13 protein-coding genes are annotated in these 12,457 nt (G+C 72.0%); 6 read left to right on the top strand and 7 right to left on the bottom strand.

Annotated features, from left to right (window positions below):
• Positions 1 to 50: 50 nt before the first annotated feature.
• From pheS to infC, 5 genes are all read right to left on the bottom strand, one after another.
• Positions 51 to 1,112 (bottom strand): phenylalanine--tRNA ligase subunit alpha, encoded by a 1,062-nt coding sequence (gene pheS / locus ABT324_RS25375; RefSeq protein ID WP_351182543.1) that lies wholly within the window; start codon positions 1,110 to 1,112, stop codon positions 51 to 53.
• Between the two features lie 160 nt (positions 1,113 to 1,272).
• Positions 1,273 to 2,124: a TrmH family RNA methyltransferase gene (locus ABT324_RS25370; protein ID WP_502949792.1), complete on the bottom strand. Its 852-nt coding sequence runs from the start codon at positions 2,122 to 2,124 to the stop codon at positions 1,273 to 1,275.
• Positions 2,121 to 2,489 carry a 50S ribosomal protein L20 gene (rplT, locus tag ABT324_RS25365; protein ID WP_351182541.1) on the bottom strand — a complete coding sequence of 123 codons (369 nt, stop codon included), beginning with the start codon at positions 2,487 to 2,489 and terminating at the stop codon, positions 2,121 to 2,123. Before rplT ends, ABT324_RS25370 begins: the two co-directional genes overlap by 4 nt.
• 104 nt (positions 2,490 to 2,593) lie before the next feature.
• Positions 2,594 to 2,788, bottom strand: a complete 195-nt coding sequence (gene rpmI, locus ABT324_RS25360; protein WP_150070635.1) for a 50S ribosomal protein L35 — start codon at positions 2,786 to 2,788, stop codon at positions 2,594 to 2,596.
• An 89-nt stretch (positions 2,789 to 2,877) separates the two neighbouring features.
• Positions 2,878 to 3,474: a translation initiation factor IF-3 gene (gene infC / locus ABT324_RS25355; protein WP_351182539.1), complete on the bottom strand. Its 597-nt coding sequence runs from the start codon at positions 3,472 to 3,474 to the stop codon at positions 2,878 to 2,880.
• Between the two features lie 245 nt (positions 3,475 to 3,719).
• On the opposite strand from infC, the gene ABT324_RS25350 reads away from it, so the two are divergent.
• The 3 genes from ABT324_RS25350 to ABT324_RS25340 all read left to right on the top strand — a co-directional run bounded on the left by ABT324_RS25350 (position 3,720) and on the right by ABT324_RS25340 (position 6,753).
• Positions 3,720 to 4,094, top strand: a complete 375-nt coding sequence (locus ABT324_RS25350; protein WP_351182577.1) for a DUF1844 domain-containing protein — start codon at positions 3,720 to 3,722, stop codon at positions 4,092 to 4,094.
• Between the two features lie 254 nt (positions 4,095 to 4,348).
• Complete coding sequence (locus tag ABT324_RS25345; RefSeq protein WP_351182537.1) at positions 4,349 to 5,479, top strand: M20 family metallopeptidase; 1,131 nt, start codon at positions 4,349 to 4,351, stop codon at positions 5,477 to 5,479.
• Entirely contained in the window at positions 5,476 to 6,753 is a 1,278-nt protein-coding gene (locus ABT324_RS25340) for an MFS transporter (RefSeq protein ID WP_351182535.1), read from the top strand. Before ABT324_RS25345 ends, ABT324_RS25340 begins: the two co-directional genes overlap by 4 nt.
• Before the next feature lie 37 nt (positions 6,754 to 6,790).
• Here ABT324_RS25340 and ABT324_RS25335 read toward each other — a convergent pair whose 3' ends face one another.
• Positions 6,791 to 7,177, bottom strand: coding sequence for a RidA family protein (locus ABT324_RS25335; protein WP_351182533.1), 387 nt, complete (start codon positions 7,175 to 7,177; stop codon positions 6,791 to 6,793).
• On the bottom strand, positions 7,177 to 7,941 hold the full coding sequence (locus tag ABT324_RS25330; RefSeq protein ID WP_351182530.1) for an IclR family transcriptional regulator: 765 nt from the start codon (positions 7,939 to 7,941) through the stop codon (positions 7,177 to 7,179). Before ABT324_RS25330 ends, ABT324_RS25335 begins: the two co-directional genes overlap by 1 nt.
• Before the next feature lie 100 nt (positions 7,942 to 8,041).
• Between ABT324_RS25330 and ABT324_RS25325 the strand changes: the two genes are divergently transcribed.
• From ABT324_RS25325 to ABT324_RS25315, 3 genes are read left to right on the top strand one after another with little or no spacing between them, the layout of a single operon-like run.
• Positions 8,042 to 9,352, top strand: coding sequence for an amino acid deaminase (locus tag ABT324_RS25325; RefSeq protein ID WP_351182527.1), 1,311 nt, complete (start codon positions 8,042 to 8,044; stop codon positions 9,350 to 9,352).
• Positions 9,353 to 9,380: 28 nt separating this feature from the next.
• Complete coding sequence (locus ABT324_RS25320; protein ID WP_351182524.1) at positions 9,381 to 10,967, top strand: N-acyl-D-amino-acid deacylase family protein; 1,587 nt, start codon at positions 9,381 to 9,383, stop codon at positions 10,965 to 10,967.
• Positions 10,968 to 11,022: 55 nt separating this feature from the next.
• A complete protein-coding gene (locus ABT324_RS25315; protein WP_351182521.1) occupies positions 11,023 to 12,438 on the top strand; it encodes a GntP family permease in 1,416 nt (471 codons plus the stop codon).
• Positions 12,439 to 12,457: the final 19 nt, after the last annotated feature.

Below are 12,457 nucleotides of genomic sequence, written 5' to 3'. Positions count from 1 at the left end.
GGGTCATGTCGGTGGGTGTCGCGCTACTCAGATCGACCATCGGCAGACCTTCAGATGCCGAACGGCTGGGTGAAGCGGACGTCGCCCTCGACCATGTCGCGCATGTCCGGGATGCCGTTGCGGAACATCAGGGTGCGCTCCAGGCCCATGCCGAAGGCGAAGCCGGTGTAGACCTCGGGGTCCACGCCGCAGGCGCGCAGCACGTTCGGGTTGACCATGCCGCAGCCGCCCCACTCGACCCAGCCGGCCCCGCCCTTCTTCTCCGGGAACCAGATGTCCATCTCGGCGGACGGCTCGGTGAACGGGAAGTACGACGGGCGCAGCCGGGTCGTGGACTCCGGCCCGAACATCGACCGGGCGAAGGCGTCCAGGGTGCCCTTCAGGTGCGCCATGGTCAGGCCCTTGTCCACCGCCAGGCCCTCGACCTGCGAGAACACCGGGGTGTGGGTGGCGTCGAGCTCGTCGGTGCGGAAGGTGCGCCCGGGGCACACCACGTACACCGGCAGCTCGCGGCCCAGCAGCGCCCGGATCTGCGACGGCGAGGTGTGCGTGCGCAGCACCAGGCCGGAGTTCTCCGGGGCCACGTAGAAGGTGTCCTGCATGGTGCGCGCCGGGTGGTCCTTGCCGAAGTTCAGCGCGTCGAAGTTGAACCACTCGGTTTCCATCTCGTGGCCCTCGGCCACCTCCCAGCCCATGGCCAGGAAGGTGTCCTCGATCTCCTCCGCGAGCTGGGTGTTCGGGTGCCGCGCACCGGCCGGGACGCGGTCCCAGGGCAGCGTGACGTCGACGGTCTCCTCGCGCAGGACCCGCTGGTCGCGCTCGGCCTCGAGGACGGCGCGGCGGTCGTCGAACGCGCTCTGGATCGCCTCGCGGGCCTGGTTGACGCGCTTGCCCGCGTCCGACCGCGCCTTGGGCGGCAGGGCGCCGATCTCGCGGCGCGCGGTCAGCAGCGGTGAGCGGTCCCCGAGGTGCGCGGGCTTGGCGGCGGCCAGTTCGTCGAGGTCGGCGGCCGCCGCGAAGGCCTTGCTGGCCTCGACCACCGCGCGGTCCAGCGTCTCCGGCGACAGCGCGGCGACCTCCTTCGGGTCGTACTGGTCGTTGGCTCCAGACATCGTGTGCGTGTGACTCCCGTTGATCCGACAGGCATCAGCGCCCGAGCCTCCCGGGCTGACGAACCTGCTCGTCGGCATGCGGACTCCGACCCGCAAGCTAGCCCCCAGAGTCTATGCGACGGCCCCAACCGGATTTCGCGGAGATCCGCTCCTCCGCGCGTCAGGGGCGGTGCTGGGCGCGGGCCGAGGCGTAGAGGCAGACGGCTGCGGCGGTGGCCAGGTTGAGGCTCTCCGCCCGGCCGTGCAGCGGGACGCGCAGCGTCGTGTCCAGCTGCGATTTCACCTCATCGGGCAATCCGTGGGCCTCGCTGCCGAACACCCACGCGGTGGGCCCGTCCAGCTCCCCGGCGCGGTCGGCGGTGTCGAGGTCGTCGGTGGCGTGGCCGTCGGCGCCGACCAGCCGCAGGCCAGCCGCGCGGCAGGCGGCCAGCACCGCGCGCACGTCCCGGTCGCGGGCCACCGGGAGGTGGAAGAGGCTGCCGGTGGAGGCGCGCACGGCCTTGCCGTTGTAGGCGTCGACGGTGTCCCCGGCGAACAGCACCGCCCCGGCACCGGCCGCGTCGGCGACCCGCACCACGGTGCCCGCGTTGCCCGGGTCGGCCACCCCGACCAGCACCGCGACCAGCGCTGGGCGCTCGGCGAGCGCGGCGTCCAGCTCGACTGCGGGCAGGTCACACACCGCCACCAGGCCCTGCGGGGTGACCGTCTCCGACAGCGACGCCGCGGCCTTCTCGGTGACCAGGTGCACCGGCACCCCGGCGGCGCGGGCGCGGTCCAGCTGCTCCTCGTGGCGGGCGTGCTCGGTGGCGAACAGCTCCCGCACCCGCAGCGACCCGGCGGCGTGCGCGATCAACGCCTCACCCACCGCCTGGGCGCCTTCGGCGAGGAAGGCCCCGGCCTTCTCCCGACCGGCGCGGCGGGTGAGCTTGCGAGCGACCGCGACCCGGGACGACCGCTCCGTGAGGAGGGCCGTCCCGGGTCGCGGTGCAGCAGAGGTGCCGTCGGCGATCAGGCCGCACCCTCCGGCAGGTTCTTGCGGGCGACCTCGACCAGCGCCTCGAACGCCGCCGGGTCGTTGACCGCGAGCTCGGCCAGGATCTTGCGGTCGACCTCGACCTCGGCGGCCTTCAGGCCCTGCACGAACTTGTTGTAGCTCAGGCCGTGCTGCCGGGTCGCGGCGTTGATGCGGGTGATCCACAGCTTCCGGAAGTCACCCTTGCGGGCGCGCCGGTCGCGGTAGGAGTAGGTCATCGAGTGGAGCATCTGCTCCTTGGCCTTGCGGTACAGCCGGGAGCGCTGACCGCGGTAGCCGCGGGCCGACTCGAGAATGGTGCGGCGCTTCTTCTGGGCGTTGACTGCCCGCTTGACGCGTGCCACGGGGTCCGTCCTGTTATCTCATCGGGGGCGGGATGACCGCCCGTGCGGGTGGCTGGATGTCTTGCTGACCTGCTGCTGCCCTGGTGCGGGCGGCGGTGCGGTCCTCAGCGACCCAGCAGCTTGTTGATGCGCTTGACGTCGGCCTTGGCCACCTCTTCGGTGCCCTCGAGGCGGCGGGTCACGCGGCTGGACTTCTTCTCCAGGATGTGCCGGCGACCGGCCTGCTCGCGCCGCAGCTTGCCCGAACCGGTCACCCTGAAGCGCTTCGAGGTGCCCTTGTGGGTCTTGTTCTTCGGCATGTTCTCGTCCTCGTTTCGTACTGATGCCGGGCTGGGGCGCGGTTGGCGTCCCGGCCCGGCGTCACAATCACGAGCCCTGACGTGCGCCGTTACGACGCGTTCGCCTTGGACTTGGTCTTGTTCGTCTTGTGCGGCGCAAGAACCATGATCATGTTCCGACCGTCCTGCTTCGGGTTCGCTTCGATGAACCCGAGGTCGGAGACGTCATCGGCCAGTCGCTGCAGCAGGCGGAAACCCAGCTCGGGACGCGATTGCTCACGACCGCGGAACATGATCGTCACCTTGACCTTGTGACCCTGGTTGAGGAAGCGGGACACGTGGCCCTTCTTCGTCTCGTAGTCGTGCGGGTCGATCTTCGGCCGGAGCTTCTGCTCCTTGATGACGGTCTGCTGCTGGTTGCGACGCGACTCGCGAGCCTTCTGCGCGCTCTCGTACTTGAACTTGCCGTAGTCCATGAGCTTGCAGACCGGCGGGCGCGCCTGCGGGGCGACCTCGACAAGGTCCAGATCCGCTTCCTGGGCCAGCCGGAGCGCGTCCTCGATGCGGACGATCCCGACCTGCTCCCCGTTCGGCCCGACAAGTCGGACCTCCGGAACCCGGATGCGGTCGTTGATGCGCGTCTCGGAGCTGATGGGCCCTCCTCGGTTCGATGGCTGTTCTTCTGCACCGCGGCGCGTAGAGCTCACCCCGGAATGCGAGGATCCCGCCACTCCGCCTGTGCGGACCGCGGGATCCTGACTCCAACCGATCGAACCGGTACCCGAGGTACCGTTCGCACCACCGACAGCTCTGCACCGCCGGTAGGACCGGACCCGGAAGCCTGTCGCGGCTACTCGGGTGGGAGCGGGACTCCACTTTGCCGCCCCCGCCTGCGCAGGGGCTGGTCGTGCGTGTCAGGGTAGCAGGCGTGACCGAACCGCACCCAACACCCCTGACCAGTGCCGATCCGACTGGTGAGCCAGCACACGACGCGGACGACTTGGACAACGTCCGCGACCTCGCCGATGTTCCCAGCGTCGAGGTGATCAGCCGCGCGGCGGTCATGCTGATGTCCGCCGCCGCGGAGAAGCTCGGCCTGGCCGCCGAGGACCCGGACGCCGCCGCCGGTCGCGACCTGGACGAGGCGCGCCGCCTGATCACCGCCCTGGCCGGGCTGGTGACGGCGTCGGTGGAGTACCTCGGCGCGCACGCGGGCCCGATCCGCGACGGGCTGCAGACGCTGCAGCGCGCCTTCCGCGAGGCCTCGGCCATCCCGGACGCCCCCGGCCAGGGGCCCGGCGAGAAGTACACCGGCCCGGTCTACTGACCGTTCCGCGCGCAGCCGCGCGCGCCCGCGGCTGCGCGCGCCCGCGACGGCGCGGCGACCTCCCCGAGCACGCTCCGCGCCCGACCGACTCCCGTGGCATCCCGCGCAACGACACCCGCCCCGGATTGCGCCACGCGCAATGCAATGTGGACGGTTGATATCGAAAACCCTTGCGCCGCCGGGAGATGTTGACCGCCGTTCGACCGGTGGCATAGCTTCCGCGCTGATCTCAGCAACGGAGCAGAGGTGGGCGCATGGTCGATCCGGTCGAACTCATCGCGAACTTGGTTCGCATCCCCAGCATCAACCCGCGCGACCGCGCCGAACCCGCCGAGACCGCGCTGGCCGAGCACATCGCCGAGTGGGCGACCGCGCACGGCATGGCGGCCCGCACCGAGGAGGTGCTCGACGGGCGCCGCAACGTCCTCGTCGAGTTGCCCGGTGACGACGAGCGCCCGCTGCTGCTGGAATCCCACCTGGACACCGTGGAGACCGACGGCATGACCGTCGCCCCGTTCGAACCGGAGGTCCGCGGCGGGCGGCTGCACGGGCGCGGGTCGTGCGACGCGAAGGCGTCGCTGGCGGTGTTCCTGACCGCGATGGCCCGCCTGGCCGAGCGCGGCCCGCGCCCCCGGACCGTGGTGCTCGCCGGGGTCGTCGACGAGGAGCACCTGTACCGCGGGGTGACGGCGCTGCGCGGCAGCGACCTGCCCACCCCGGCCGGGGCGATCGTCGGCGAACCGACGGAGCTGCGGGTGGTCGTGGCGCACAAGGGCTGCATGCGCTGCCGCATCGAGGCGCGCGGCGACGCCGGGCACAGCTCGCAGCCGTGGGGCCGGACCAACGCCATCGAGGTCGCCGCCGAGGTGGTGTGCCACCTCCAGCAGGAGCACGCGCCGCGGCTGGCGGCGCTGGCCCGCCCGCTGGTCGGCCCGCCGTCGCTGGCGGTGACCATGGTCGAGGGCGGGCAGGGGCCGAACGTGCTGCCGGACAGCTGCGTGGTGACCATCGACCGGCGCACCGTCGGCGGCGAGGACCCGCACGAGGTGTGGGCGCAGCTGCGCGACGAGCTGGAGGCGCGCTGGCCGGTCCGGGTGCACGAGCCGCACATCGTCGACTACTCGCTGGAGACCGACCCGGCCGACCCGTTCGTGCGGAGCGTGACCGCGAGCCTGCGGGCGTCCGGGCTGGACGCCGACCCGCTCGGCGTCGGCTACGGCACCGACGCCAGCAAGATCGCCCTGGACGGGGTGCCCGCCGTGGTGTTCGGGCCCGGTTCGATCACCGACGCGCACACCGCCGACGAATCCGTCCCGCTCGACCAGGTCCACACCGCGGTCGACGTCGTCGAGCGGGCCCTGCGCACCGGAGGTGTCCCGGCATGACGACCACGCGGACCGCCACCGCCACCCGGCGCCGGTTCGGGGTGCTCGCCGCCGACTTCGCGGTGCTGGGCCTGAACTACGCCGACCGCGCCGCGTTCGGCATCGCCGGGCCGCTGATCATCGCCGAGTTCGGCTTCTCCAACGCCGCGTTCGGCTGGCTGGCCAGCATCTTCGCCCTGGCCTACTCGCCGTTCGGGTTCATCGGCGGCTGGCTGGCCGACCGGTTCGGCCCGCGCAACGTGATGGGCTGGGCGGTGCTGGCCTGGTCGGCGTTCACCGCGCTGACCGCCGCCGGGATCGGGTTCGTCAGCCTGCTGGTGATCCGGTTCCTGTTCGGCGCCGGGGAGGGCCCGCAGGCGACGGTCACCGCGAAGCTGATGCACAACTGGTTCCCGAAGCGGGAGCTGGGCACCGCGCTGGGCATCGCCAACGCCGCCACCCCGCTGGGCGGCGCGGTCGCCACCCCGGTGGTGGTCGCCATCATGCACGCCACCCAGGGCAACTGGCGGCTGCCGTTCCTGATCTTCGGCGGGCTGGGGTTGCTGGCCGCGGTTGGCTGGTTCTGGGTCGTGCGCGACACCCCGGAGCAGCACCCGCGGGTCAACGACGCCGAGGTCCGGGTCATCCGGCAGGACCAGGCCGAGGCGACCGAGGCGGCGCAGCAGGACGCGCCCGGGTTCTGGAGCTGCGTGGCCAGGCCCGCGGTGTGGGCGACCGCGATCGCCTACTTCGGCTACGCCTGGATCCTGTGGACCTTCGTGTCCTGGTTCCCGAGCTACCTGGTGCAGGAGCGCGGCATCGACCTGGACGGGCTGGCGGTCTCCGGGGCGATCCCGTGGGTCGGCGGCTGCGTCGGGCTGATCGCCGGAGGCGCGCTCACCGACTGGCTGGTGCGCCGGATCGGCGACCCCGAGGCGCCGCGCCGCTGGCTGGTGATCACCTGCCTGGCCGCCACCGCCGTGCTGTTCGCGCTGGTGTCCATGGTGACCAGCACGGTCGCCGCGGTCGCGGTGATGACCGCGGTGGTGTTCCTGCTGTACCTGACGGGGGCGCAGTACTGGATCATCGTGGGCGAGGCGGTGCCCGCCGCCCGCTACGGCGCGGTGTCGGGGGCGGTGCAGATGTTCGCCACCTCGGCGTCGATCTTCGCGCCGCTGGTCACCGGCTACCTGGCCGACTCGTCCTGGGGCTGGGGCGGGGTGTTCGTGGTCGCCGGTGCGATCACCCTCGTCGGCCCGGTCCTGCTGCTGTTCGCCGGGCGGCGCCGGGCGTGAGCGGAGGGCACCTCGCGCGAGGTGCCCTCCGACCCGCTCAGCCGAGGACGGCGAGGGCGTCGATCTCGACGAGGAGACCGGCCGGGAGGCCCACGTAGACCGTGGTGCGGGCCGGGAAGGGCTCGCCGACCACGCGCGCGTAGGTCTCGTTCATCTCGGCGAACTGCGAGGTGTCGGTGAGGTACACGCGCAGCATCAGGACGTCCTCGAGGGAACCGCCCTCGGCCTCCAGGATCGCGATGACGTTGCGCAGGCACTGCTCGGTCTGCTCGGCGACACCGCCCTCGACCACCTTCCCGGTGGCCGGGTCGACCGCGGTCTGCCCGGAGACCTGCAGGATGTTGCCCTTGCGCACGCCTTGCGACAGCGGGATGCTCGCCGGCGGCTTGGGGGCGTTGTCGGTGCTGACGACGGTCCTGGCCATCAGGGTTCCTTCCTCTTCTCGGTTGGCTGCCAACCCAGCTCGGCGGAGACCCCGCCGGCTGCGCGCAGCACGTCGTCGACGAGCCCCAGCAGCCCGTCGAAGTCCAGCAGCACCTTCGGCGCCGACAGCGAGACGGCCGCGATGGTCTCGCCGCGGTGGTTGCGGATCGGCGCGCCGACGCAGTGGATGAAGTCCTCGTGCTCGCTGCGGTCGACCGCGTAGCCCTGCGCGCGGACCCGGTCGAGCTCGGCCAGGAAGCGGGCCGGGGAGTCGATGGTGTTCGCGGTGAGCTTCGGGTAGTCCAGCTGCTCGGCGAACTGCGCGCGCTGCGCCGACGCCCAGTCCGCGACCAGCGCCTTGCCGACCGCGGTGCAGTGCACCGGGGCGCGGCGGCCGATGCGGGAGTACATCCGCACCGGGTGCTTGCTGTCGACCTTGTCGATGTAGATGACGTGGTCGTCCTCCAGCGTCGCCAGGTGCACGGTGTGCCCGCTGATGCCGCCCAGCTCCAGCAGGTGCGGACGGGCGACGTCGCGGACGTCGAGGTCCTCCAGGGCCTGGTGCGCCAGGTCGAACAGGGCGCTGCCGAGGCGGTAGTGGTGCACGTCCTCGCGGCGGACGAAGCGCCCGGCTTCGAGGGTGCGCAGCAGGCGCATCGCGGTGGACTTGTGCACGCCGAGGCGCTGGGCGAGCTGGTCGAGGGTCTGCGGGCCGGCGGCCAGCGACGTCAGCACGGTCAGTCCGCGTTCCAAGCTCTGGCTCACCGACCACTCCACTCCGTTGACGCGCTGCGCGGCGCGATGGTACACACCTATCCATCATTTTGCGCAATCAGCGTTGCATTCTACGCAATAGGAGACCTTGGTGTCAGCACGGGGTATCAACATCGAGGCGGTCCGCGCCCTGCACGACGAGCGCATCGACTGGCGCTTCAAGGGCATGCCCTCAGCGGCGTTCGGCACCACGGTGGGCGAGTTCCTGGCCACTCGCCCCACGGTCTTCGAAGGCGGTTTCGTCGGACCACTCCTGACGCTCGACCGCACCGCCCTGGAGCACAACCTGCGGACCATGGCCGACTGGTGCGCCGAGCACGGGGTGCAGCTCGCCCCGCACGGCAAGACGACCATGGCGCCGCAGCTGTTCGAGCAGCAGCTGGCGCACGGGGCGTGGGGCATCACCGCCGCCAGCACCAGCCAGCTGCGCGTGTACCGGGCCTTCGGCGTCGAGCGGATCCTGTTCGCCAACGAGCTGGTCGACCGCAACGGCCTGGCCTGGCTGGCCGACGAGCTCGACCGCGACCCGCAGTTCCAGTTCTGCTGCTACGTCGACTCGCTGCGCGGCGTGCACCTGATGGCCGAGGCGCTGGCCGCGCACGGCGCGTCCCGCCCGGTCGACGTGCTGGTCGAGCTGGGCGCCCCCGGTGCCCGCACCGGTGCGCGCACCAAGGCCGAGGCCCGCGAGATCGCCGACGCCGTGCTGGAGAACCCGGTGCTGCGCCTGGTCGGCGTCGCGGGCTACGAGGGCGAGGTCGCGCACGACGTCAGCGACGCCTCGCTGTCCGCTGTGGACGGTTACCTGGTGGGGGTGCGCGAGCTGGTGGCCGAGCTGGCCGGGGCCGGGCACTTCTCCGGCCTGGACGAGGTGATCGTCACCTCGGGCGGCAGCGCCTACTTCGACCAGGTCGCCGAGGCGCTGATCGGACCGTGGCCCACCGGGCTGCCGGTGGTGCCGGTGATCCGCAGCGGCGGCTACCTGCTGCACGACGACGGCTTCTACCGGGTCCGCTCGCCGTTCAGCCGGGAGCACCGGCTGGCCGGGGCGGAGCGGCCGTTCCAGCCCGCGATGCGGGCGTGGGCGCAGGTCATGTCCCGGCCGGAGCCGGGCTTGGCGCTGCTGACCATGGGCCGCCGCGACGCCTCCTTCGACCAGGACCTGCCGGAACCGCAGGTGGTCCGCGGCGCCGACGGCGTGGTCCGCGAGCTGCCCGCGGGTTCCTGCCGGGTCCGGGGGCTGGCCGACCAGCACACCTTCCTCGAGTTGTCCGGCGCCGACCCGCAGGTCGGCGACTGGGTCGGGTTCGGCCTGTCGCACCCGTGCACGGTCTTCGACAAGTGGTCGCTGATCCCGGTGGTGGACGGCGACGAGGTGGTCGACCTGGTCCGCACCTTCTTCTGACCGCAGCACCCCACCGGAGGGCTCCACAATGGACATCGTGGTCCGCGGAGCTCGGGTCGTCGACGGCGACGGCGGCCCGAGCTACCTCGCCGACGTCGGCGTCGAACGCGGTGTGATCGCCGAGATCACCGAACCCGGCCAGTTGCGCGGCACCCGCGCGATCGACGCCGACGGGCTGGTGCTCTCCCCCGGCTTCATCGACATGCACGCCCACTCCGACCTGCAGCTGCTGGCCAACCCCGACCACACCGCGAAGGTGTCGCAGGGCGTCACGCTGGAGGTCATCGGCCAGGACGGGTTGTCCTACGCGCCGGTCGACGACGCCACGCTGGCGACGCTGCGCACCCAGATCGCCGGGTGGAACGACGATCCGCCCGGCTTCGACTGGAACTGGCGCAGCGTCGCCGAGTACCTCGACCGCCTCGATGCCGGGATCGCCTGCAACGCGGCCTACCTGGTGCCGCAGGGGACCCTCCGGCTGATGTGCGTGGGCTACGACGACCGCGCGGCTACCGGGGCCGAGCTCGACCGGATGCGCGAGGTGCTGGCGCGGTCGCTGGACGAGGGCGCGTTCGGCATGTCCTCCGGCCTGACCTACACGCCCGGCATGTACGCCGACACCGGGGAGCTCGCCGCGCTGTGCGAGGTGGTCGCGGCGCGCGGCGGGTACTACAGCCCGCACCACCGCAGCTACGGCGCGGGCGCGCTGGCCGCGTACGCGGAGATGATCGAGGTCAGCAAGCGCTCCGGGTGCCCGTTGCACCTGGCGCACGCCACCATGAACTTCAGCGTGAACCGCGGCCGGGCGGCCGACCTGCTGTCCATGTTGGACAGCGCGTTGGACGAGGGCTGCGACATCACCCTGGACACCTACCCCTACCTGCCGGGCAGCACCTCGCTGCACGCGCTGCTGCCCAGCTGGGCGATGGTCGGCGGGGTCGAGGCCACCCTGGCGCGGCTGCGCGACCCCGAGCAGCGCGAGCGGATCCGCGTCGCGCTGGAGGAGGAGGGCTCGGACGGCTGCCACGGGGTGCCGGTCGAGTGGGACACCATCGAAATAAACGGCGTCCGGCGCGGGTCCAACGGCCACCTGGTGGGCCGCAGCGTCGCCGACTCCGCCCGCGCCGCCGGGAAACCGCCCGCCGAGCACTACTTCGACGTCCTGGTGTCCGAGGAGCTGGGCAGTTCCTGCCTGATGCACGTCGGCCACGAGGACAACGTGCGGGCCATCATGCGCCACCGGGTGCACACCGCGGGCAGCGACGGCCTGCTGGTCGGCGCGCGCCCGCACCCGCGCGCGTGGGGCACCTTCCCCCGCTACCTGGGCCACTACGTGCGCGAGCTCGGGGTGCTGGGGCTGGAGGAGTGCGTGCAGCACATGACCTCCCGCGCCGCCGACCGGCTCGGGCTGGCCGACCGCGGCCGGATCCGCCCCGGGTTCGCCGCCGACCTGGTGCTGTTCGACCCGGGGACCGTCGCGGACACCGCCACCTTCGACGAACCCCGCCAGCAGGCCGCAGGAATCCCGCACGTGCTGGTCAACGGGGTGCCGGTGGTCGAGGACGGCCACCGCACCGACGCCCTGCCGGGCCGGGCGCTGCGCAAGCCGCGGTGACCCCGCCCACCCCGTCCCAGTTGATGAGTTGACACAGTCACATAGGAGTCCCGACGTGGGCACGTTCCTCCACTGGCTCCAGCACGAGACCTCCGGCCTGCTCGTGCTGTGCGCGGCCGGGATCGCAGTGCTGCTGCTCATGATCATCCGGTTCCGGGTGGAACCGTTCATCGCGCTGATCGTCTCCGGGCTGCTGATCGCGCTGGCCGCCGGGCTGTCCGTCGAGGACATCGTCGGCACCGCGCAGAAGAGCAGCGAATCGCTGCTGGAGAGCGGCTTCGCCGGGATCCTCGGGCACATCACCGCCATCGTCGGGCTGGGCACCATCCTCGGCTCGGTGCTGGAGGCCTCCGGCGGCGCCCAGCTGCTGACCCGCACGCTGCTGCGGGCCTTCGGCGAGCGGCGGGCGCCGCTGGCGATGGGCCTGTCCGGGCTGGTCTTCGGCATCCCGGTGTTCTTCGACATCGGCATCTTCGTGCTGGCCCCGCTGGTGTACGCGGTGGCGCGGCAGGGCGGCAAATCGATCCTGCTGTACTGCCTGCCGCTGGTGGCCGGGCTGTCCATGACGCACGCGTTCCTGCCGCCGCACCCCGGTCCGGTGGTCGCCGCCGGGCTGCTCGGCGTGGACCTGGGCTGGATCATCCTGATGGGCCTGGCCTGCGGGCTCCCGGCGTTCGCGGTCAGCGGCCTGCTGTTCCCGCTGTGGATCGGCAAGCGCATCGAGCTGCCGGTGCCGGCGGACATGCTGGCCACCTCCGACGAACTGGCGCACGAGAACGAGGCGGAGGGCCGCCCCGCGCCGCGGCTGGCCACCGTCGCGCTGGTCACCGGCCTGCCGATGGTGCTGATCCTCGGCGCCACCTTCGGCAGCATCACGCTGCCGAAGGGCAGCGGGCTGCTGCCGGTGCTGACCTTCCTCGGCAACCCGACGGTGGCCCTGACCATCGCGGTGCTGCTGGCGTTCTGGCTGCTGGGCACCCGGCGCGGGATGACCGGCAAGGAGCTTTCCGAGCTGACTGGCCGCTCGCTGCGCCCGCTGGGCATGATCCTGCTGGTCGTCGGCGCGGGCGGGTTCTTCGGCAAGGTGCTGGCCGAGACCGGTGTCGGCGAGGCGCTGGCCGGGTCGCTGCAGGCCACCGGGCTGCCGCTGCTGGTGTCGGCCTACGTGATCAGCTCCGGGCTGCGCATCGCGCAGGGCTCGGCGACGGTGGCGATCGTGACCACCGGCGGCATCGTCGCACCGCTGCTGCACGCCGGGGACCACTCGCAGGCGCAGCTGGCGCTGATCGCGGTGGCGATCGCGGCGGGCTCGATCATCGCCTCGCACGTCAACGACGGCGGGTTCTGGATCATCAGCCGCTACTTCGGCATCCCGGTCAAGGACATGCTGAAGTCCTGGACGGTGCTGGAGACGATCCTGTCGGTGGTCGGCTTCGGGATGGCGGCACTACTGTCCGCGCTGCTCCCCTAGCCTGGAAACCCTTGCTGCG

This window comes from Saccharopolyspora sp. NPDC000359, assembly GCF_040300525.1.
Classification (GTDB): domain Bacteria; phylum Actinomycetota; class Actinomycetes; order Mycobacteriales; family Pseudonocardiaceae; genus Saccharopolyspora.
The sequence above is the reverse complement of the archived record's forward strand: the minus strand, read 5'-3'. Positions and strand labels throughout refer to the sequence as shown.

What these genes read in the sequence shown, in the direction of transcription:
- rpmI (WP_150070635.1), bottom strand. Translation starts at nt 2,788, where the DNA reads ATGCCGAAGAACAAGACCCACAAGGGCACCTCGAAGCGCTTCAGGGTG.
- pheS (WP_351182543.1), bottom strand. Translation starts at nt 1,112, where the DNA reads ATGTCTGGAGCCAACGACCAGTACGACCCGAAGGAGGTCGCCGCGCTG.
- ABT324_RS25345 (WP_351182537.1), top strand. Translation starts at nt 4,349, where the DNA reads ATGGTCGATCCGGTCGAACTCATCGCGAACTTGGTTCGCATCCCCAGC.
- ABT324_RS25320 (WP_351182524.1), top strand. Translation starts at nt 9,381, where the DNA reads ATGGACATCGTGGTCCGCGGAGCTCGGGTCGTCGACGGCGACGGCGGC.
- ABT324_RS25340 (WP_351182535.1), top strand. Translation starts at nt 5,476, where the DNA reads ATGACGACCACGCGGACCGCCACCGCCACCCGGCGCCGGTTCGGGGTG.
- ABT324_RS25335 (WP_351182533.1), bottom strand. Translation starts at nt 7,177, where the DNA reads ATGGCCAGGACCGTCGTCAGCACCGACAACGCCCCCAAGCCGCCGGCG.